The following is a 19622-nucleotide window of genomic DNA, read 5'->3' on the forward strand; positions in this document are numbered from 1 at the left end:
AAGAAAACGGCATAAGTTTAAAAGCCCTGCCTCCTTTTATTCAAAGGAGCTAAGAAAAATTGCACTTCATGGTGTAATCTAGGAAGCTAAAAATAAAAACTTCAATAAAATCAATACCTTTCCTGACCGTTTTTTATTGGTAATAAATCATATTAAGTTGTTATATCTAAAAATACTTATATCAATGCCGATAAACCCACATTGATACAGTATTTATATTTTTGTGTTTATTAAGCCTTTTTAACAAAGCAGGCTTTTAGCATAATTTTCATGCCGTCAACTTTACAATCGATTTCGTGATCGCCTTCGACTAAACGGATACCTTTAGCTTTGGCGCCTTTTTTTAGGACAGTTGATGAGCCTTTTAATTTAAGATCTTTGATCAAAATAATATCATCACCATCAGTCAGTAAATTACCGTTACTGTCTTTAACTTGTAATCCAGCCTCAGAAGTAGCAACTTCGTTTGGATCCCATTCATGTGCACATTCAGGACAAACATAAAAGGTGCCATCGTGATAAGTATGTTCTGATTGGCAAGCAGGGCAATTAGGTATAGATTCCATGGGTTATTATTCTTCCAAATTAAATAAAATGGCGCTTACTATAGCAAAAAATGCTATTAAGTCATAGCACTCACCATTAAGTTTCCATTAAACGTTTTTATATACAACCTACACACTAGCATCAAACCCTAAATAAAACTACGCTAGCTTATTTTCAAACATTACATTTAATCAACAGAACTTATTTAATTACCACTATTTAAAGAGCACAAAAATCAGTCAGAAAAGGTATTGATTTTATTGAAGTTTTTATGTGGTGGTTTTTAGCTAAAAATCATCACCCAAAACCCTTCCCCAAAGCACACACACATAAGCTGACTCAAGCTTTAACAAAACTTTACAATTTTTTAACAAAAAAGGTGGCGCATTATTACTCACACGGTTATAATTTAATCGCTTTCAAAGCAAGGGAATGCTCGTTAGTCGAGCAGTTAGTTATAAAAAATATAAATAAAACAAAAATTTACTTGACAGGATGATCGAAATGCGTTACCATTTATGGCATCTGGCATCTGGCATCTGGCCTGCCAAACCTATGCTCAAAATCTTTTTCAATTTCACCGTAGTTTAAAACAGACACAGTTCTTATTTTCATCACCGAGGTCATTTCGCGTAGCGAAATGGACGCCGTCATCGAGGTCTTTACTGGCGATGTCTTCGGCGGGTACTTCGACAACATCCTTGGAAACATCGTCGGAAACCGCTTTGGTCAGGTCATCGGCCGCATGTTCGGCAAAATTATCGTCGATATCCAAGTGGTTATTAGGGCCGTCATTACTATTCAAACCTTCATTATGGTTTAGACCTTCATTGTTATTTAAATCGGCATTGTTCTTCGCGCTGTTGCTCTTGTTGTCGTATTCACAGGGCTCTGTGGCATTAACGGCCCAGACATCAAGAGCAATTGAAGGTAGTGCGCCATATTTAACATTTGATGGGGGACAGACAAAGGCAACCAATACAGACACCTTCTTGGCAATTGAGTTGCCAGATGGAAGACGTATTACGCAGTCAGCTAACACATCAAGTGCTACTAATCCGATAAGGTTACCTAGTGGTAATTATACATTTAATGATATACACACGGTGGTTCCCGCATCGGTCCCATTGGTAAATGGTGAGTATGCAATAGATATAAATAATTTGGTTAGCCAAGGGAAGTGGGGAGATGATGATGGGGATGGACAGGGTGCTAATGGAGTAACAGCATCAGGGCGTATAGATTTAACAATAAAGGATAAAGATGGCAGAACTGTTAGTCGTAATGATACATTAAGTCTATGTAAAGCGCCTTATAGGGTAACCTTAAGTAGTACATGGGGAAGTTTAACTACACGGTACGGTGTTCCTAATAGAACCAGTTTTAGTGAAGCTACGGTGGATTATTATATTAATCCGTATAATGGTCCTCGTGTTTGTTACGCAAGTCCGAATTGGTTCAATTCTAGTAAGATTTTTTCTGTTCAGTCTACAAATCCATCATCTTACGACCGAAATTTTCCTACAAAGGGTGCAGATGGGTTGTATTTTGATTTGGACATAGATGGAATCGATGCAAGTCAGTTGAGTTGGACAGTTAATACAAGTGGTCGTCTAGGGGCAACGGTGAGTTGGACAAGGCCGCGTTCTGGTACATTCACAGACCCAGCTGGAAATACTATCCGAGCCGATGAATGGATTAGAGATAAATCTAGTTATGTAACACGGGTAACGTTAAGAGGTCCTAGGGCTGATAGTGCTCAGATAAATTCAAATAATCCTAGTCCTCTAGATGTACCCTCTTTGCCACAGACATTTGAGTTGGTCGGTAGGGATAGTTATGGTAATGAGGTTCGTTATGGATTTGTGTTGAGGCAGTGGTTCGTGCATCGGAGTAATAAAAGGGACATTCAGTCTAACCAAAAATCTTGGTGTAGTCGTTTGGGTTATCGTCTTGCTGGGGTAGCTAGTTTAACTAACGCGAGGTGTGGTGATAGGTCTTTCCCATGTATTGGCGTAAATGGCGCCGGGCCTCAATCATTTGGTAATTATCACTCGCGTCTCGTGGCTACTGGGCTTCTCACGGAATGGGGCAACATGAGCAGCTACGCTGATGCGGGCTTCGTCCTCCGCGCCGGCTACTGGGCAGACAACGTAATAAATTACAAAGGCTTCACTGTCAACTCGCTCGACGGCAGAGTTGTCCTCCGCTACTTCAGCGACGGCGGCAGTTCCAACTATAATTACGCTGTTTGCACCGTACCTTAGTTTTTAGCGTTTAGTCCTTAATCCTTAGGCCGCGGGGGCGGTTATGGTGCCTGAGAGGACAATCTAACAAAGAATAACGCCCCCGCGTAAGTTGGGGCATTTCCCTTAGGGTTGCGCTGTTGCGGTTTAAATTCGTGGTCTATTTATAGTACGGCAAGGTTTCGGACGTTTTGACCTTTGGTGAACAAAATAGCTACAGTGACCACGTCCGAGCAAAGGGAATTAAAGCGAATTCCCTTTGCAATCCCACGCTTTGGCTACAGAATGTGGCCTACGGCTACGCTACTCGTACCATCCTGATACTCGCCTCTACGAGGCCATCTTCGCTGTGCTCAGATGTTCAAATTTGTTCCTACAAATTTGTCCGACGCCGGCGCTCGGTCTTAACGCACCGTTTGTGGACGCGCTCCCGGCGCACCACAAACTCGCCAAACGTCCTGTTTGGCGTGCTAACTTCGCTCTGTTGTCGGCACATTCTGACGCCGGAATAGGACAAATAACATAATCATTGTTTTTGGGATAGGTTATTGTGTTTTTATAAGGCGGTTTTTGTAAAAACGCCCCGCCAAAACTATTTTACCTATCAATTCCCTTATACTCTGGCAATAAAGTAGCAAAACCTTTATACTATGCGGTAATATTTAGTATCTCTAAATCAGTCTTACTAAATCAACCCGTTCTTTAACATCATCAATTGGAAGAAAATTATGCATCCGATGCTTAATATTGCTATTCGCGCTGCTCGTAAAGCAGGCAATGTGGCCATTAAGGCTTATGAAAACCCTAGTTCAATCGAGATCGAAGCCAAAGGCGCTAATGATTTTGCCACTAATGTGGACCGTGCGGCCGAGGCTTTAATTGTTGAAACAATCAAAAAAGCTCATCCTGACCACACTATTATTGCCGAAGAAAGTGGCCTTGTTAAAGGTAATGATGCCGATACACAATGGATAATCGACCCAATTGATGGTACGACCAATTTTATCAAAAATATCCCTCATTTTGCTGTGTCAATCGCGGCGCGAGTTAAAGGTAAAACCGAAATTGCCGTGGTTTATAACCCAATGAGTAATGAGCTGTTTACGGCTGCTCGTGGTAAAGGTGCTCAACTTAATGGTTACCGTATTCGTGTGAGTAATGCCAAAGATTTAGAAGGTAGCGTACTAGCAACAGCTTTCCCATTTAAAGCTAAACAGTACAGCGACAGCTATTTTGCCGTTTTGCAAAAGTTGTTTGTTAAGTGTGGTGATTTTCGTCGCGCAGGCTCGGCCGCTTTAGATTTGGCTTATGTTGCCGCAGGTCGTTTAGATGGCTTTTTTGAAATTGGCTTAAAACCATGGGATATCGCTGCTGGTGAGCTGATTTTGCGCGAGGCTGGTGGAGTTATTACCGATTTTGCTGGTGGTAATAATTATCTGGTTTCGGGCAATGTTGTGGCTGGTAATCCTAGAATTGTAAAAGATTTATTGGTTTCTACCCAAAACGATTGGCCAGAAAAATTACGTAACTAATTTCCTTTCCTTTTTCACAGGGTTATTTAAGCCCTGTGATCACCGCTTTATTTTTGTGCATAACCTTTAATATTCAGTATATACTAACTTTAAACTCGATAAACCATATAAGGTATATATCATGAAAACGGTCCAATATCATTTTATTGTTGAAGATATGAGCTGCGCATCTTGTGTTGGGCGCGTTGAAAAAGCACTCAAAAAAGTCGATGGTGTGATTGATGTTAGCGTTAATCTGGCGACTGAAAAAGCAACCATTGATGCTGATGCTCATGTAAAGCTCGAAACATTGATGTCTGCGGTTGATCAAGCGGGTTATCATGCGGTTAAAATCACTGAGTCAGCAGGTGATCAACAAAAATCGAACAAACAATTACCTCACTGGACTATTGTCACTGCTGTAATACTGGCTATGCCTTTTGTGCTGCCTATGCTATTAGCGCCGTTTGGGATAAATTGGATGATGCCTGCTTGGTTGCAATGGGGAATTGCATCGGTTGTACAATTTGGCTTGGGGGCTAAATTTTATCGAAGTGGCTTTAGTGCGGTTAAAGCAGGGGCTGGCAATATGGATTTATTGGTTGCCATCGGCACAAGTGCTGCGTATGGATTATCGGTTTATCAGCTAATGACTGGCAATAGTGAACATCTTTATTTTGAATCGTCAGTTATTATTATTACCTTAATCTTGATCGGTAAATGGCTAGAATCAAGCGCTAAACATCAAACCACCCAAGCAATTGCAGCGCTTTCTTCGCTACGGCCTGATGTTGCGTTAGTCAAGCAAGGTGATCAAGAAGTGAGTTTACCCATTAGCCAAGTGAATGTGGGGGATATTGTTATTGTTAAGCCCGGCGAGCGCATTGCGGTTGATGGTATTGTGATTGAAGGCGCATCAAGTAGCGATGAGTCGATGTTAACCGGTGAGAGCTTTCCTGTAAATAAATCGATTAATGATATGGTGACTGGTGGCACTATTAATGGTGAAGGCTTACTGCTTGTTAAAACCACAGCTATTCAGGCCGATTCTACGTTATCCAAAATCATTGCAATGGTTGAATCGGCTCAGGCCAAGAAAGCGCCGATTCAACGAATTGTTGATCGCATTAGTGCGATTTTTGTGCCGGTGATTTTATTGATTGCACTAGTTACGCTATTGGCTTGGGGAATAATATTGCATGATTGGCAGCAAGCATTACTTTATGCTGTTGCGGTGTTAGTGATTGCTTGCCCATGTGCGTTAGGCTTAGCAACACCAACCGCGATTATGGTGGGGACTGGGGTGGCTGCTCGCCATGGTATTTTAATTAAAGACGCCGAAGCGTTAGAAACGTTGCACAATGTTAATACGGTCGCATTTGATAAAACCGGTACCCTCACCATTGGTAAGCCTGAATTGGTTGAAATGGATATTATAGGCAGTGAGACGCCCGATCAAATATTATCGCTCGCCGCATCATTACAAGCTGGTAGTGAGCATCCACTAGCCAAAGCCATTTTAAGTAAGGCTAAAGAGTATGGTTATGCTCAAAATATTACCTCGGTAGCGGGATCGGGGGTGATGGCAACTGTTGATAATACGCAGTATTATTTAGGTAGCTTGCGATGGATGAAATCATTAAATGCCTATTTTGTTGGTATGGACGATAAGATTAATGAGTTAGCCAGCAAAGGTTACACCATTTCATTTTTAGCCAAACAGCAATTAGAAGGTAATGTGGTGATATTAGCGCTATTTGGTTTTGCTGATGTAATCAAGCCAGAAGCGAAAACCGCCATTGAAGCATTGCACCAGTTAAATGTAAAAAACGTTATGTTAACTGGCGATAACCAGAAAGCGGCGAATTACGTTGGACAGCAGTTAGGCTTGGATAAAGTCATTGCTGAAGTGTTACCGCAAGATAAAGCCAATTATATTTATCAGTTACAAAAAGAAAGTCATGTTGATACCCATCATCGAGTGGCAATGGTGGGGGATGGAATTAATGATGCGCCAGCATTGGCTGCTGCGGATATTGGTATAGCCATGGGCACGGGTACTGATGTGGCTATGCATGCAGCAAGTATTACCCTTATGCGTGGCAATCTGTTTTTAATTGCTGATGCAATCGATATTTCGCGCCGAACCTATAATAAAATCAAACAAAATCTATTTTGGGCATTTTTCTATAATTTGATTGGTATTCCGCTAGCGGCATTCGGTTTTTTAAATCCAATGATAGCTGGTGCCGCTATGGCATTAAGTAGCGTGAGTGTGGTTACTAATGCATTGTTACTTAAACGTTGGAAAGCAAGAGTTTAATTTTGTAGGGTAATAGTTAGAATTTTAATTTTGACACTAAGGCGGCTAATTACCGCCTTAGTTATTTGTGCGTTTGACTGTATAGATAATTAAATTAGGCTAAAACCGATTTGTGTGCCTTTTCCTTGTTCGGTAACAAACACGCCAACCGCGCAAATCAGTTGTTCATTATAGTAAATCAACGGGATTCGTGTACGCATCCACGGTGGAATATTATGTTCTTGCCATAGCTTTTTTATTGATCGTGAACCATGGCGATTGATAATTTGAAATTGTCCTTGAGCATGAAATCGTACAGTGACTTGTTCATCTGCATGGGGTAAACGGCAAGATAAATCAGTTTGATAATTAGCCTGTAATTTACCAATACTATCAGGAAGAATTAAGGGCAAAGCCAAATTCCAATTAAGGATTTGTTGTTCAATATCTTGATATAACGGTAATAAATAGAGTTGATTTTGATAGCGACGAATTTGCCTGTCATGTAGTATGAATTTAGGATTGGCATCTTCTTTTGCTAGGCCAACGGTTTGCCAAATGAGTGCTAATTGTTTTTGGCTTGGCATAGTTATTTGTTGGGATCGTAGCCACATGCGCATTATGGCATTGCGTTTATATTCTGAACACGCCATTAAAGGGGTTAGATTTAGCTGTCCTTGTTGGCTAACCATTTGTTGAAAATCAGCTAATAATAATTCATTAATTAACGCTTCTTGCTGCTGACATAACTCAGCACTGCGTGCCACCATTTGCGAAAAATGTGGCCAGCGTTGATTAAGCGTCGGTAAGACCTTTAAGCGTAAAAAGTTGCGGTCGTAACGATCATCTTGGTTGCTTTCATCTTCTATCCAGTTGAGTTGATGCTGATTAGCATAAGTTTCAATTTGTGCGCGTGAAATGGTTAATAAAGGGCGAAGATGTCGCTGATTTTCCTGTGGCATGGCGGCTAACCCCGCAGGACCACTTCCGCGTTTTAATGCTAAAAGGAACGTTTCACATTGATCATCAAGGTGTTGTGCAGTGCATAAAGTTTCATCATCTGTTAAGTGACGATAGATAGCTTGGTAACGTGCATTTCTGGCTTGTTCTTCGATATTTCCTGCGCTAGGGTCGAGTTTGACTTTTTCAATGATCAGCGGTACTTGCCATGCTTGGCATTGTTTTTGGCAATGGATTGCCCAGTTGTCAGCATTGTTGCTTAAACCATGGTGAATATAAATCGCTCTTAGCTTTAAATCGGGTAACAATTGCTGTTTGAGTGCAACTAGTGCATCAATTAATACGGTTGAATCAACCCCACCACTATAAGCAACCAGTAGTGCTTTGTGGTGTGTGATTTTATGCATAATTGTTTGTTTGATGCTTTCATCAAACATTGTTTGGTGTGGGTTATTCATCTTTTATTTAATTACATCAAGCTTTGTAATGCATTGGCTTTATTTTTATGTAGTTTGATTCTATCTAAACCCGCTGCAAGATCGGCAATTAAATCATCAGGATCTTCAAGACCAATATGTAGTCGAATAAGTGTTCCTGCAAAATCTATCCCAGATACAGGTCTAATGTTTGCGAGTTCTTCGGGTTGATTAGCTAAAATTAATGACTCAAACCCACCCCATGAATAGGCCATTGAGAAGTAAGTTAAATGATCAATAAATTCAGATAATTGTACGTCTGTTAATCGTTCTTTGAGTATAAATGAAAATAAGCCACTTGCGCCCGAAAAGTCACGTTTAAAAAATTCGTGTCCTTTACAACTTTCTAATGCGGGGTGATTGACAGTTGCTACTTTTGGGTGACTGGCCAGCCATTTTGCCACTTTTAAACCGCTTTCGTGATGCTGTTTTAATCTTATTGCTAATGTGCGTAAACCGCGTGCAGCCATATAGGCGGTGTCCGCATCACACATTTGTCCCATTAAGTAAGAACGTTCGCGCAAAGTTTCCCAACAGCGCTCATTAGCCACCGCGGTACCTATCATGGCATCCGAATGACCGATCAGGTATTTGGTACCGGCTTGTATTGAAATATCAATATCATGCTCTAACGCTTTAAATAAAATCCCGGCGCTCCATGTGTTATCTATCATAATGATAATTTCAGGATTAACACTGCGAATAGCTTTCACAATGGCAGGTATGTCTTGAACTTCCATGGTTATTGAACTTGGCGATTCAAGAAACACGACTTTAGTATTTGGCTTAATGTGATTTGTGATATAGCGACCAATTAATGGCGAGAAGTAATCGGTTTGAACACCAAAATCTTTTAAAATGTGCTGGCAAAAATCTTGAGTGGGTTCGTAAACGGCTTCTGATACTAAAATATGATCACCCGTTTTCACAAAAGCCAAAATAGCATTAGTAATAGCTGCTGCACCACATGGATAAAGGTAACAACCGGCACCGCCTTCAATTTCAACCATCGCATCTTGTAGTGCAAAATGAGTCAATGTGCCGCGGCGACCGTAGAATAATGCACCATTAGCACGATTTTTTGTGGCCTCTTTTTTGGCTTCAATAGAATCAAAAACCAGTGATGATGCACGTTGAATAACTGAATTAACCGCACCTTGTGTATAACGCTTTTTACGTCCTGCATGAACTAATTTTGTTGGTAATGACATGATAATTCCTTTTGCAATTTTATAAATTTTTATATTTTTATAACAGTTAGAATAGCATGCTGTTAAAATAGTAAAAAATAATTTTTGTGAATGCTCGCTGACTGATGACACTAATAATTCAACTTGCTAATTTAAATCATACCGAAATTGATTTTTCGTTATTGCCTCCGCAGATTGTTGATGAAGCTGAAAAATTCAATGATGAACGCAAAAAACAGTTTTTAGTGTGTCGCTCAATATTAGCCAATTTGCTTAAGCAGTACTGTCATATTCCAACTTTACCAGCCATGGTCATTGGCGATAATAGTCGCCCTCGTTTTTTAGAACGTCATTTACCCGATTTTAATATTAGCCATAGCCAAGATGCGGTGGCGGTAGCCATTTCATTAACGGGGATGATTGGACTTGATATTGAAGTGGCACGCCCGCGTAAAAATTATATGAATGTGGCTAAAAACTTTTTTGCGGATGATGAATATCAATGGATGCTTAAGCAAGACGATACCTTAGCGGCTTTTTGGCAATTATGGACGTTGAAAGAGTCGGCATTAAAACTATATGCCAAAGGGGTTTGGCAAATAAAATCGGTTAAAGTTGACTTAAACCAGCAGATGATTATAGCCCCTTTTGGGCAAGAATTTTATTATCAATATCGTCAAGTAGGCGATGTTCATCTGTCTGTAAATAGTAATCAACCAATTTCTAAATTGATTTTGTTATCTTAATATAGTGTTTTTCTATTATCTATTAGGCTATTAGGGTAAAATAAATTATTGCTATTTATTAAATTAAATAGATATCTTGGATTATTTTTCTATTGTTTGCGTTTAATTGATATTCCTGTGATAACCAATTGTCAATGGTATCGTAACGTGTTTTAATTGCGTCAAATGAGGCTGTTAAATACTCTTTTTTGGCGGCAAAAATTAGTTTGCGGTTTTCAAACTCCTCAGGAGTAATCTTATGTTGGTATTGGCGTAATAGATTTTCACGATAATCCGACAATAGCTGTTCAGTCAGTAAATAATCTTGCATGATAGCCTCTTCACTCACACCTAAAGCAAACAACGTTAATGCGACGCCAACGCCTGTACGATCTTTACCCACCGCACAATGTTGCACTAATGGTTTACCTTGTGAACTCAATAGGATTGAAGAAAGTTGCTGGTATGCCGGGTTATTAAATGGGAGTAGTTGATAAAGCTTAACCATAAAATCAAATGGTGCATTTTTTTTCAGTGTTTGGCTGTGATTGCTTAAGTCACTTGTTAAACTTGCCGTGACCGTATCGCTCAAAGGATTAGCTGGTACATTAATATATTTTGCGTTATGCCACAGCTTGTCGGGATTTCGGGCAATTTCATCTTGATCACGATAGTCTAAAATATAGTGCAGATTTAACTTATCAGATAAAAAAGTCTGCTCTTCTGGCGTGATCAGTGAGAATGCACCAGAACGGTATAGCCTACCAGAGCGAATGTGACGACCGTCGGTTGTTTTGATTCCACCTAAATCACGAAAATTAATCCCATTTTTTATTGGTACAACGGTTGTCATCAGTTCACCCTTATTTATTCTTAACTTCTCTTGCTATATTAACATGTTTCTGATTAGAATTAAGCCACTGTTTTGGCTTAACTCATAATTAAGGTATTTATTATGTCAATGTTATCTATTTTACTTTCTGATCAATCAGCTCCAACGCAATGGGGAAAGGATGCTCTTCTCAGTTTTTCCGATAATATTATTACTATTCACTATAAATCGGAACATCGCTTAGGTGCAATTCAACGCGCAGGACGAAAGCTAGATAACCAAGGGATAAGTTCAGTTAAATTAAGTGGTGAAAATTGGGATCTTGAAGCTTGTTGGCATTTTTGGTTAGGTTATCGTAATGCCAAAAAAAGCACGAAGGTCAATTGGCCAAAACTGAATACCAAAGATAAACAGGAACTAAAACATCGTTTGGCAATTATTGATTGGTGTCGTGATATTGTTAATGAGCAAGCCGAAACATTAAGTCCTATTGAGTTAGCAACAAAAGCCGCTAAGTTAGTTAGCACTTATTCATCTGATGTGACTTATAAAATTATTTCAGGTGACGTTTTAAAAGAGCACGATTATATGGGGATTTATACGGTAGGTAAGGGGTCAGATAGGCCAGCGGCATTACTTGAGCTTGATTATAATCCCACTCAAGACCCTAACGCACCTATTATTGCTTGTTTAGTCGGCAAAGGAATTACGTTTGATTCGGGAGGGTACAGTTTAAAACCAAGTAGCTTTATGGAGTCAATGCGTTCTGATATGGGGGGGGCGGCACTGGTTACAGGTGCTTTAGCATTGGCTATTGCACGAGGGATAACTCATCGTATTAAACTTTATTTATGTTGCGCAGATAATTTAGTGAGCGGCAATGCCTTTAAACTTGGCGATATTATTCGTTATCGTAATGGCAAAACGGTTGAAGTTGATAATACCGATGCCGAAGGACGCCTTGTTTTAGCTGATGGTTTGATTTGTGCCGATAATGACAAACCCCATTATATTATTGACTGCGCAACGCTCACGGGTGCTGCTAAAATTGCAGTGGGGAACGATTACCAATCCTTGCTCTCATTCGATGATAACTTTGCTCACCAATTGCTAGCGAGTAGCGATCTGGAACATGAAGCTTTTTGGCGATTACCATTGGCTGAATTTCATCGCACTCAGTTTCCATCATCATTTGCAGATATGGCAAATTCAGGTTTACCTAATACCGCTGGTGCCAGTACCGCTGCGGCTTTCTTATCACATTTTATTAAAAACTATCAACAAAACTGGTTACATATTGATTGCTCTGCAACATTCCGCAAAAGTGCGACCGCTTTATGGGCAACGGGTGCAACAGGCGTTGGGGTTAGAACAATTGCTAATTTACTTAGCAAACTTAAATAAGACCGAAAAAAAACCACTTGAAAAAGTGGTTTTTTTTATTTCGATATTATCAATTAGTTAATTACTTTCAATAACAGTCGCTTTTTTAATGTAAATCGGCTCAACGGGTACATTTTTATGTGGTCCGACGCGTTTAGTTTGCACATTAACAATTTTGTCAACGACTTCCATTCCTTTAATCACTTTACCAAACACAGCATAACCATATTGTTCTGGAGATTGGTAATTAAGAAAGTCATTGTTAACGACATTGATAAAAAATTGGCTAGTAGCACTGTTTACTTCACTGGTTCTTGCCATTGCAATAGTGCCACGATCATTTTTTAAGCCGTTATCTGCTTCATTTTTGATAGGTGGGTTATTGTCTTTGAATTGTAGTTGATCATCAGCGCCACCACCTTGAATCATAAATCCAGGAATGACTCGATGGAAAGTTAAATTCTCATAAAATCCACTATTAACGTAATCAAGAAAGTTTTTAGTGGTAATTGGGGCATGTTCGCTATCTAGTTCAATTTCAATATCGCCCATGCTAGTTTGTAATAACACCTTAGTGTCTGCTAACGCAACAGTAGAAAGCAAAGTTAGTAATATTGTAATAAATAATAGTTTGATTTTTTTCATATATTAATTCCTTGAATCTAGGCGTGGGGCTGATTATACCGAATATTTAATTATTTTGAATAATTATTATGAAAAATCTGATAATTTTTTGTGTTGTAGATCGTAGAAGTATTTAATTGTATGCAGTTACAAGATTAGTTTGTCTATTATATTTTTGTTTCTTGATAAGAAAAACAAAAGTCAGTGGTTTATAAAAAAATGGTTTTTATGACTTCAGTTTTTATATTTAAACGTCATATAACCTGAAATTATTTTTACAAACAAGTATGTGATACTATGCGATGCATTTTATGTGATATGCCTTTATCTTTGCCTCATCATGGTATTTGTAGTCAATGTGTTAAAAATCTACCTAAATTTAATAAGGTCTGTCATCAGTGCTGTTTGCCGCATTCTTTATCGACTGATATATGTTATCGTTGCCGTGTAAAAAAACCGTACTGGGATGAGCTTATTGCTGTTTCTGAATATATTAATCCTCTGAAAAAGTTGATTCATCATTTAAAATTTTATAACAAAATTGAACTAAATACGGCATTAGCAAGATTAATGTTTTTAGCTTGGTATCAACGGCGAGAAATTGATGCTTTAATTAAACCTGATTTGGTCACTTGTGTGCCGTTACATCATATTCGTTATTGGTCACGTGGTTTTAATCAATCTGAGTTATTAGCTAAGCCTATTGCTAGATGGTTAGATTGTGACTTTTATCCTCATTTGTTGTCTCGAAAGAAAAGTGGGTTAGACCAAAAAAATCTGACTCTTACTGAACGAATCACTAATGTCGAAACGCTTTTTATGTGCCACCAAGATCTTTCAAATAAATCGGTCATGCTTATTGATGATATCGTTACAACGGGTAATACAATTAATGTCATTAGTCAGCAACTAAAAAAATGTGGTGCAATACGTGTTTATGTCCTTTGTTTATGTCGTACAGTATTGTAAAATCCTAAACACCCTCTATAATAACCAAGAAAGTTAGTCAACTATTATTATAAATGATGTTAGGTCTGTTTATTGCCTAATTACATTGAAGTGAGGGGTTATGTCTATTATCACTATTTCTGAATCAGCTCAACAGCACTTTAAAAAATTGCTTGCTAATCAACCCGATGGAACTCAAATTCGGGTATTTGTTATTAACCCCGGTACGCCAAGCGCAGAATGTGGTGTTTCGTATTGTCCGGCTGATACAGTAGAAGATGGCGATATAGAAGAAAAACATGCTGATTTTTCAGTTTATATCGATGAAATTAGTGCGCCATTTTTAGAAGAGACCGTTATCGATTATGTGACGGATGAATTAGGTTCGCAATTAACATTAAAAGCACCAAATTCAAAAATGAAAAAAGTGGCAGATGATGCACCACTCATTGAGCGTGTTAATTATGCAATTCAAGCACAGGTTAACCCACAATTAGCTAGCCATGGTGGGCATGTGAGTTTAGTTGAGTTGACCGAAGATAATTATGTTATATTACAATTTGGTGGTGGTTGTAATGGTTGTTCAATGGTCGATTATACTTTGAAAGAAGGTATTGAAAAACAATTAATGGCAGAGTTTCCTGAACTGGCTGGTGTAAAAGATATCACTGAACATCAAGCAGGAGCGCATTCTTTTTGTTAGAAATAGCTAGAATTTTTATTTAAACCTTGCTTATTACTAAGATTAAGTCATAATCGATAGATGTTTGCCATTTGATATTGTGATGGAGTTTTATGAATCAAGTTAGTATTATTTCAGATCTTATCGTTTGGATTGAAAAAAATTTGGAACAGCCATTATCTATTGATCATGTTGCACAAAAATCAGGCTATTCTAAGTGGCATTTACAACGTATGTTTAAAGATGTAACCGGTCAAGTTCTTGGTACTTATATTCGCCATCGTCGTTTAACTTATGCCGCACTTGCTTTGCGTATGACAAGTAAGCCTATTTTAGATATTGCGATGCAATATCGTTTTGATTCCCAACAAACTTTTACCCGATCTTTTAAAAAACAATTTAATGAAACTCCAGCAAGTTACCGTCGGGGGGAATTTTGGGATCCTACAGGGTTAACACCGGCTATTGAACTTAATAAAAACCGGCTTTCATTGCCCGAGCCAAAGTTTGTGAATATGCCTCAAAAAACTTTTTGGGGTATTACCTTTAAGAATAACTGCAATTTGAGTCAATTATTGGATGAAGAAAATAAACTAAGATCGCAATTCTTTTATAATTATATATCTCGTTGTGGTCATACATGTGAAACCCTACCAGACAAAATTTATGCTTTTAGCAGGATATTAAAAAGCAAAGATAATGCCAATGAACAAGAGCTTCTTTATACCATCGCTTTAGATCATAATAATAATCTTGAAAATATTGAACAGGTTGTGAGTGAAGGGGGATTGTATCTTTGTTTTAAATATATTGGCTCTCCTGATGAGTTTTGTGATTTTATTTCGCAAGTGCATTTAGCCGCTATGCCAGCTTTAAAAGTACGTTTACGTAGCTCTAGTTGTGTAATTGAAATTCATCATAACCATCATGATGGTACCGCTGAGTCGGTTAAGGATATCACACATATGGAGTGCGATTATTGTGTGCCGGTTGTGGCTGAAAATGATGTCAATATCCAATCAAATTCATCGTTATAACGAAATATACCAACTTGTTGATAGATATTGACTGGTTTATTTAATTTTATGATTTTAATAAAATATTTTCTAACCATTTTTTGAATTCAGGCGTCGCTTCTTTAAGGCTATTAGATCCTCTAGTGACTGTTGCAATACCAATTTTCAATTGTTCTTTAAGTTGTCGCTGATTGATTGAACCATCAAGTAGTGAATGTACAATTTTAACACGAGTAATTAAAGCATCGCGCTCATCAGCGGTCATTAATAATTTCAATATGTCAAGTGAATAGCCATCGTTAAATGCTTGGTGTAATATTTCAACTGTTTGTTTCCATTCGTTAGTTTTCATTAGAATCACCATTAATATTGTTTATTAAATTCATTTGAATTAAGAATACTGACATTTTTTTGCCCTAAAATTATTTGATAAATATAGTCATATACCAATACATTTTTGACATAATTACGCGTTTCAGTAAACGGTATACTATCAATAAATGCGATAGCATCAAGTTTTCCGTCACTCGCTTTTAACCAGCGTTTAACGTTATTTGGACCTGCATTATAAGCTGCTGAAGATAATATACGATTATTATCGTTTTGCAGATACACAGTGTTTAGATAGGAAGTACCTAGCTGTATATTCGTTTGAGGGTCAAACAATTGTGCAGATGAAACATAAGTGACTGAATTGACTTTTTTTGCTGTTTCTTTAGCTGTAGCCGGCATTAATTGCATTAATCCTCGAGCACCTGCAGGTGATTTGACGGTAGTATCAAGTGCACTTTCTTGACGAGAAATAGCTAAAGCATAGGATAATGCGATCGCTTTATCTTTTAATGCGTTGTTATATAAGTCTTTGTACATAACTGGTAAACGTTCAGTCCAATTATTCCAAAGCTTGCCAACAATGGTTGCTTGAATACTAAGATTACCCCAGCCTTTTTGTAAGGCATATTGAGCTAATGCTAAATATTCATTTTTATTGGTTTGCTTATTTAACATATATCGCCATTCGTTGCTTGATTCTGACACCATACCAAAATAATATAACTCGTTAATTCTTTTTATATAGGGTTGATTATCATATTTAGACTTTAGTGTTGATATTTCAGATGGTGTAACCGTTTTAGATTGGTTATTGAGCGAATAAGGTTGATTAAGTGTTTGTGCACTTATCATGCCATAAAACCCACGTTTGGCTGTCAGTGTTTGTAAAATGTTGTTAGCTTCTTGTTTTTGATTATTATTTAGCAATACTCGGGCTTGCCAATATTGCCATTCTTCTTTTAATTGATCTTCTGGCGATAATTGTGCTATCCAATAAGCAATGTCAGTAAAGTTATAGTTATCGATAGCAAGGCGGATACGCTTTTCGACTAATGTTGTATCATGATATTTGGCAATATAGTTATCACGCCATTTAATTTGTTCATCAGTTGCAGAATCATTAAAGTAACTGTTAGCCAAACTTTTTTGTAATGTAACTTGCTCCACTTCATTTAAAGCCTGCTGCTTAACCAATTTTGGCAATAGTGATGCAGCTAAATTCATATCTGCTTTTACTGAGCGAGGAAATAATGCTAAGACAATCTTTTTAGTGAAAGGGCTAGCTTTAATATTTTTTGAAAAACTTTCTAATTTTTTAGGATTATCAAGTACAGCTAGTAAATTACTTTTGATTGTTTTGTAGTTGTCATCAAGTAAGTTAGCTAGATGTTTGGCTAATTTTAAATTATTTGCTTCAATAGCTAGTTCAATACGTGATAGTACTAAATTGGCTGTTAGCTTACCTGCTTGATCCCATGCATCAAGTAATGGATCGCACGCAGAAGGAAGTTCTTTGCTGGTCATCCAAAGTGATTCAATAGCGCTAAAGGCCGCTTCGTTATTTCCTTGCTGTAGTAATGCATATTGATAGCGACAATTAGAGAGTGTGGAGTTATCTTTGGGAAACGAAATGATTGCATTCCAATCTTGACGATTACTTAATTCCGTTAGATAAGATTGTGTTAATGAAGCCGTTAGCGGAAAATCACTGTATTGGTTGACAAAATCACTTACCATTTGTGGTGAAACTAATCTAATATTATTCTGAAAAAACTGCATGGCAGCATAAGGGTATAAAGGATAATCTTTTATGTCCGCGAGCAATGTTTGCTGTTCTTCAAAAGTCAGTGATTGATAAGAATTAAGCCATTTTTGATAATGTTCTCGTAAAGCCTTTTGAGAATCAGCGGCGTAAGTGTTACTGGTAAACAGTAGGCCTATTATTAAAAAATAATGTAAAACTAATTTCATCCTTTAATCCTTATCAGAACTCATTTTATTAGATTAGCATATTAAGCTATGATTCGTCGATGATGAACTACGGCCTAATTCCTACTAAAACACTCAACTAAATACTTGACTAAATTAAAAGGATATATACAATAAGTATTAATAAATATAGGGGAATAATCAATGAAACTGACATCAAAAGGACGATATGCGGTTACGGCAATGCTTGATGTTGCTCTACACGCTGATTCAGGACCGGTATCACTTGCTGATATTTCAGAGCGTCAAGAAATTTCACTTTCTTATCTGGAACAATTGTTTGCTCGATTACGAAAAAATGGTTTGGTTCTAAGTGTCAGAGGTCCTGGCGGTGGTTATATTCTGAGTCGTTCTATGGATCAAATTGCTATTAGTTCAATTGTTAAAGCTGTCGATGAGACAGTCCATGCAACAAAATGTCATGGGCAAGACGGATGCCAAGGCGGTGTTAGGTGTTTAACTCATACACTATGGAATGATTTAAGTGAACGAATTGAGGACTTTTTAACTAGTATTACACTGAGCGAATTGGTCAATAATAAAGAAGTTAAAGCCGTAGCTAATCGACAAAGTAATATACAACACCTTCAAATTAATTAATAAAATACAATATACAATACAGAATTTGTCATTGGGAGTCATTAATGAAACTACCTATTTATATGGATTATGCAGCGACAACCCCTGTAGATCCTAGAGTTGCTGAAAAAATGATGCAATATTTAACGCCAGACGGTATATTTGGTAATCCGGCATCTCGTTCCCACAAATTTGGTTGGCAAGCTGAAGAAGCAGTTGATATTGCACGTAATCAAATAGCTGATCTTATCGGAGCAGATTCTCGCGAAATCGTTTTTACATCAGGTGCAACTGAAGCGGATAATTTAGCAATCAAAGGTGCTGCTCATTTTAATCAAGCCAAAGGTAAGCACATTATTACTTGTAAAACCGAACATAAAGCTGTGCTTGATACTTGTCGCCAACTTGAGCGGGAAGGCTATGAAGTGACTTATTTAGCACCAGAATCTAATGGTATAATCAATCTAGATAAACTTGCAGCAGCAATGCGTAGTGATACAACCGTTGTATCAATTATGCACGTCAATAATGAAACAGGTGTAATACAAGACATCGAAAAAATTGGTGAGATGTGTCGTGAGCGAGGCATTGTTTTTCATGTTGATGCAACACAATCGGTTGGTAAATTACCCATTGATGTGGCTAACTTAAAAGTTGATTTAATGTCATTTTCGGGTCATAAGATTTATGGGCCAAAAGGTATTGGTGGCCTTTATGTAAGACGCAAACCACGTGTGCGCATTGAAGCACAAATGCACGGTGGTGGTCATGAACGTGGGATGCGATCAGGCACTTTACCAGTACACCAAATTGTGGGTATGGGCGAAGCATACCGTATCGCTAAAGAAGAGATGGCAACCGAAATGCCACGCTTATTAGCCTTAAAAAATCGTTTATGGAATGGTTTAAAAGATATCGAAGAAGTCTATCTTAATGGATCTTTAGAGCACAGTGTGCCAAATATCTTAAATGTGAGCTTTGCTTATATTGAAGGTGAATCATTGATGATGGCTTTAAAAGATTTAGCTGTTTCATCTGGCTCAGCTTGCACATCTGCAAGTTTGGAACCCTCTTATGTACTTAGAGCATTAGGTCTTAATGATGAGCTTGCACATAGTTCAATTCGTTTTTCATTTGGGCGATTTAGTACTGAAGAAGAAGTTGATTATGTCATTAAATTAATTAAAGATTCTATAGATAAACTAAGAGATTTATCGCCACTTTGGGAAATGTTTAAAGATGGCGTTGATTTAACAAAAATTAAATGGTCAGCACATTAA

Annotated in this window: 17 protein-coding genes; 10 read left to right on the plus strand and 7 right to left on the minus strand. The window is 37.9% G+C overall.

The genetic code is table 11. The features are described from left to right. Positions 1-230: 230 nt before the first annotated feature. The gene (locus tag GQ598_RS06390; protein WP_160403030.1) at positions 231-566 is read right to left on the minus strand and encodes a zinc ribbon domain-containing protein YjdM; all 336 of its coding nucleotides are present in this window, start codon (positions 564-566) and stop codon (positions 231-233) included. Between the two features lie 498 nt (positions 567-1064). Here GQ598_RS06390 and GQ598_RS06395 point away from each other — a divergent pair, with 498 nt between their 5' ends. From GQ598_RS06395 to GQ598_RS06405, 3 genes are all read left to right on the plus strand, one after another. Further along, positions 1065-2813, plus strand: a complete 1749-nt coding sequence (locus GQ598_RS06395) for a hypothetical protein (protein WP_160403032.1) — start codon at positions 1065-1067, stop codon at positions 2811-2813. 707 nt (positions 2814-3520) lie between these two features. Further along, entirely contained in the window at positions 3521-4324 is an 804-nt protein-coding gene (gene suhB / locus GQ598_RS06400) for an inositol-1-monophosphatase (RefSeq protein WP_160403034.1), read from the plus strand. 121 nt (positions 4325-4445) lie between these two features. After that, positions 4446-6626, plus strand: a complete 2181-nt coding sequence (locus tag GQ598_RS06405) for a cation-translocating P-type ATPase (RefSeq protein WP_160403036.1) — start codon at positions 4446-4448, stop codon at positions 6624-6626. An 89-nt stretch (positions 6627-6715) separates the two neighbouring features. On the opposite strand, the gene tilS is transcribed toward GQ598_RS06405, so the two are convergent. Together tilS and metC are read right to left on the minus strand one after the other, a co-directional pair. Next, complete coding sequence (tilS, locus tag GQ598_RS06410) at positions 6716-8002, minus strand: tRNA lysidine(34) synthetase TilS (RefSeq protein WP_160403078.1); 1287 nt, start codon at positions 8000-8002, stop codon at positions 6716-6718. A gap of 32 nt (positions 8003-8034) precedes the next feature. Next, complete coding sequence (metC, locus tag GQ598_RS06415) at positions 8035-9252, minus strand: cystathionine beta-lyase (RefSeq protein WP_160403038.1); 1218 nt, start codon at positions 9250-9252, stop codon at positions 8035-8037. A 104-nt stretch (positions 9253-9356) separates the two neighbouring features. Between metC and GQ598_RS06420 the strand changes: the two genes are divergently transcribed. Then, positions 9357-9977 carry a 4'-phosphopantetheinyl transferase superfamily protein gene (locus GQ598_RS06420; protein WP_160403039.1) on the plus strand — a complete coding sequence of 207 codons (621 nt, stop codon included), beginning with the start codon at positions 9357-9359 and terminating at the stop codon, positions 9975-9977. A gap of 58 nt (positions 9978-10035) precedes the next feature. Here the strand turns inward: GQ598_RS06420 and GQ598_RS06425 are convergent, their stop codons facing one another. Then, positions 10036-10809 (minus strand): tyrosine-protein phosphatase, encoded by a 774-nt coding sequence (locus GQ598_RS06425; protein WP_160403041.1) that lies wholly within the window; start codon positions 10807-10809, stop codon positions 10036-10038. A 102-nt stretch (positions 10810-10911) separates the two neighbouring features. On the opposite strand from GQ598_RS06425, the gene pepB reads away from it, so the two are divergent. After that, entirely contained in the window at positions 10912-12192 is a 1281-nt protein-coding gene (gene pepB, locus GQ598_RS06430; RefSeq protein ID WP_160403043.1) for an aminopeptidase PepB, read from the plus strand. A gap of 57 nt (positions 12193-12249) precedes the next feature. On the opposite strand, the gene GQ598_RS06435 is transcribed toward pepB, so the two are convergent. Continuing rightward, complete coding sequence (locus GQ598_RS06435; protein WP_160403045.1) at positions 12250-12816, minus strand: peptidylprolyl isomerase; 567 nt, start codon at positions 12814-12816, stop codon at positions 12250-12252. Positions 12817-13092: 276 nt separating this feature from the next. Here GQ598_RS06435 and GQ598_RS06440 point away from each other — a divergent pair, with 276 nt between their 5' ends. From GQ598_RS06440 to robA, 3 genes are all read left to right on the plus strand, one after another. Continuing rightward, positions 13093-13764 (plus strand): phosphoribosyltransferase family protein, encoded by a 672-nt coding sequence (locus GQ598_RS06440; protein ID WP_160403047.1) that lies wholly within the window; start codon positions 13093-13095, stop codon positions 13762-13764. Positions 13765-13864: 100 nt separating this feature from the next. After that, entirely contained in the window at positions 13865-14446 is a 582-nt protein-coding gene (gene nfuA / locus GQ598_RS06445) for a Fe-S biogenesis protein NfuA (protein ID WP_202112705.1), read from the plus strand. Positions 14447-14538: 92 nt separating this feature from the next. After that, complete coding sequence (robA, locus tag GQ598_RS06450) at positions 14539-15462, plus strand: MDR efflux pump AcrAB transcriptional activator RobA (RefSeq protein ID WP_160403049.1); 924 nt, start codon at positions 14539-14541, stop codon at positions 15460-15462. 46 nt (positions 15463-15508) lie between these two features. On the opposite strand, the gene trpR is transcribed toward robA, so the two are convergent. Together trpR and sltY are read right to left on the minus strand one after the other, a co-directional pair. Further along, positions 15509-15793, minus strand: a complete 285-nt coding sequence (trpR, locus tag GQ598_RS06455) for a trp operon repressor (RefSeq protein WP_202112706.1) — start codon at positions 15791-15793, stop codon at positions 15509-15511. 11 nt (positions 15794-15804) lie between these two features. Next, complete coding sequence (gene sltY / locus GQ598_RS06460; protein ID WP_160403050.1) at positions 15805-17745, minus strand: murein transglycosylase; 1941 nt, start codon at positions 17743-17745, stop codon at positions 15805-15807. 162 nt (positions 17746-17907) lie between these two features. Here sltY and iscR point away from each other — a divergent pair, with 162 nt between their 5' ends. Together iscR and GQ598_RS06470 are read left to right on the plus strand one after the other, a co-directional pair. Next, positions 17908-18363, plus strand: a complete 456-nt coding sequence (gene iscR / locus GQ598_RS06465; RefSeq protein WP_160403052.1) for a Fe-S cluster assembly transcriptional regulator IscR — start codon at positions 17908-17910, stop codon at positions 18361-18363. A gap of 44 nt (positions 18364-18407) precedes the next feature. After that, entirely contained in the window at positions 18408-19622 is a 1215-nt protein-coding gene (locus tag GQ598_RS06470; RefSeq protein WP_160403054.1) for an IscS subfamily cysteine desulfurase, read from the plus strand.

This window comes from Gilliamella sp. Pas-s95, from assembly GCF_009795795.1.
In the GTDB taxonomy this organism is placed as follows: Bacteria; Pseudomonadota; Gammaproteobacteria; order Enterobacterales; family Orbaceae; genus Gilliamella; species Gilliamella bombicola.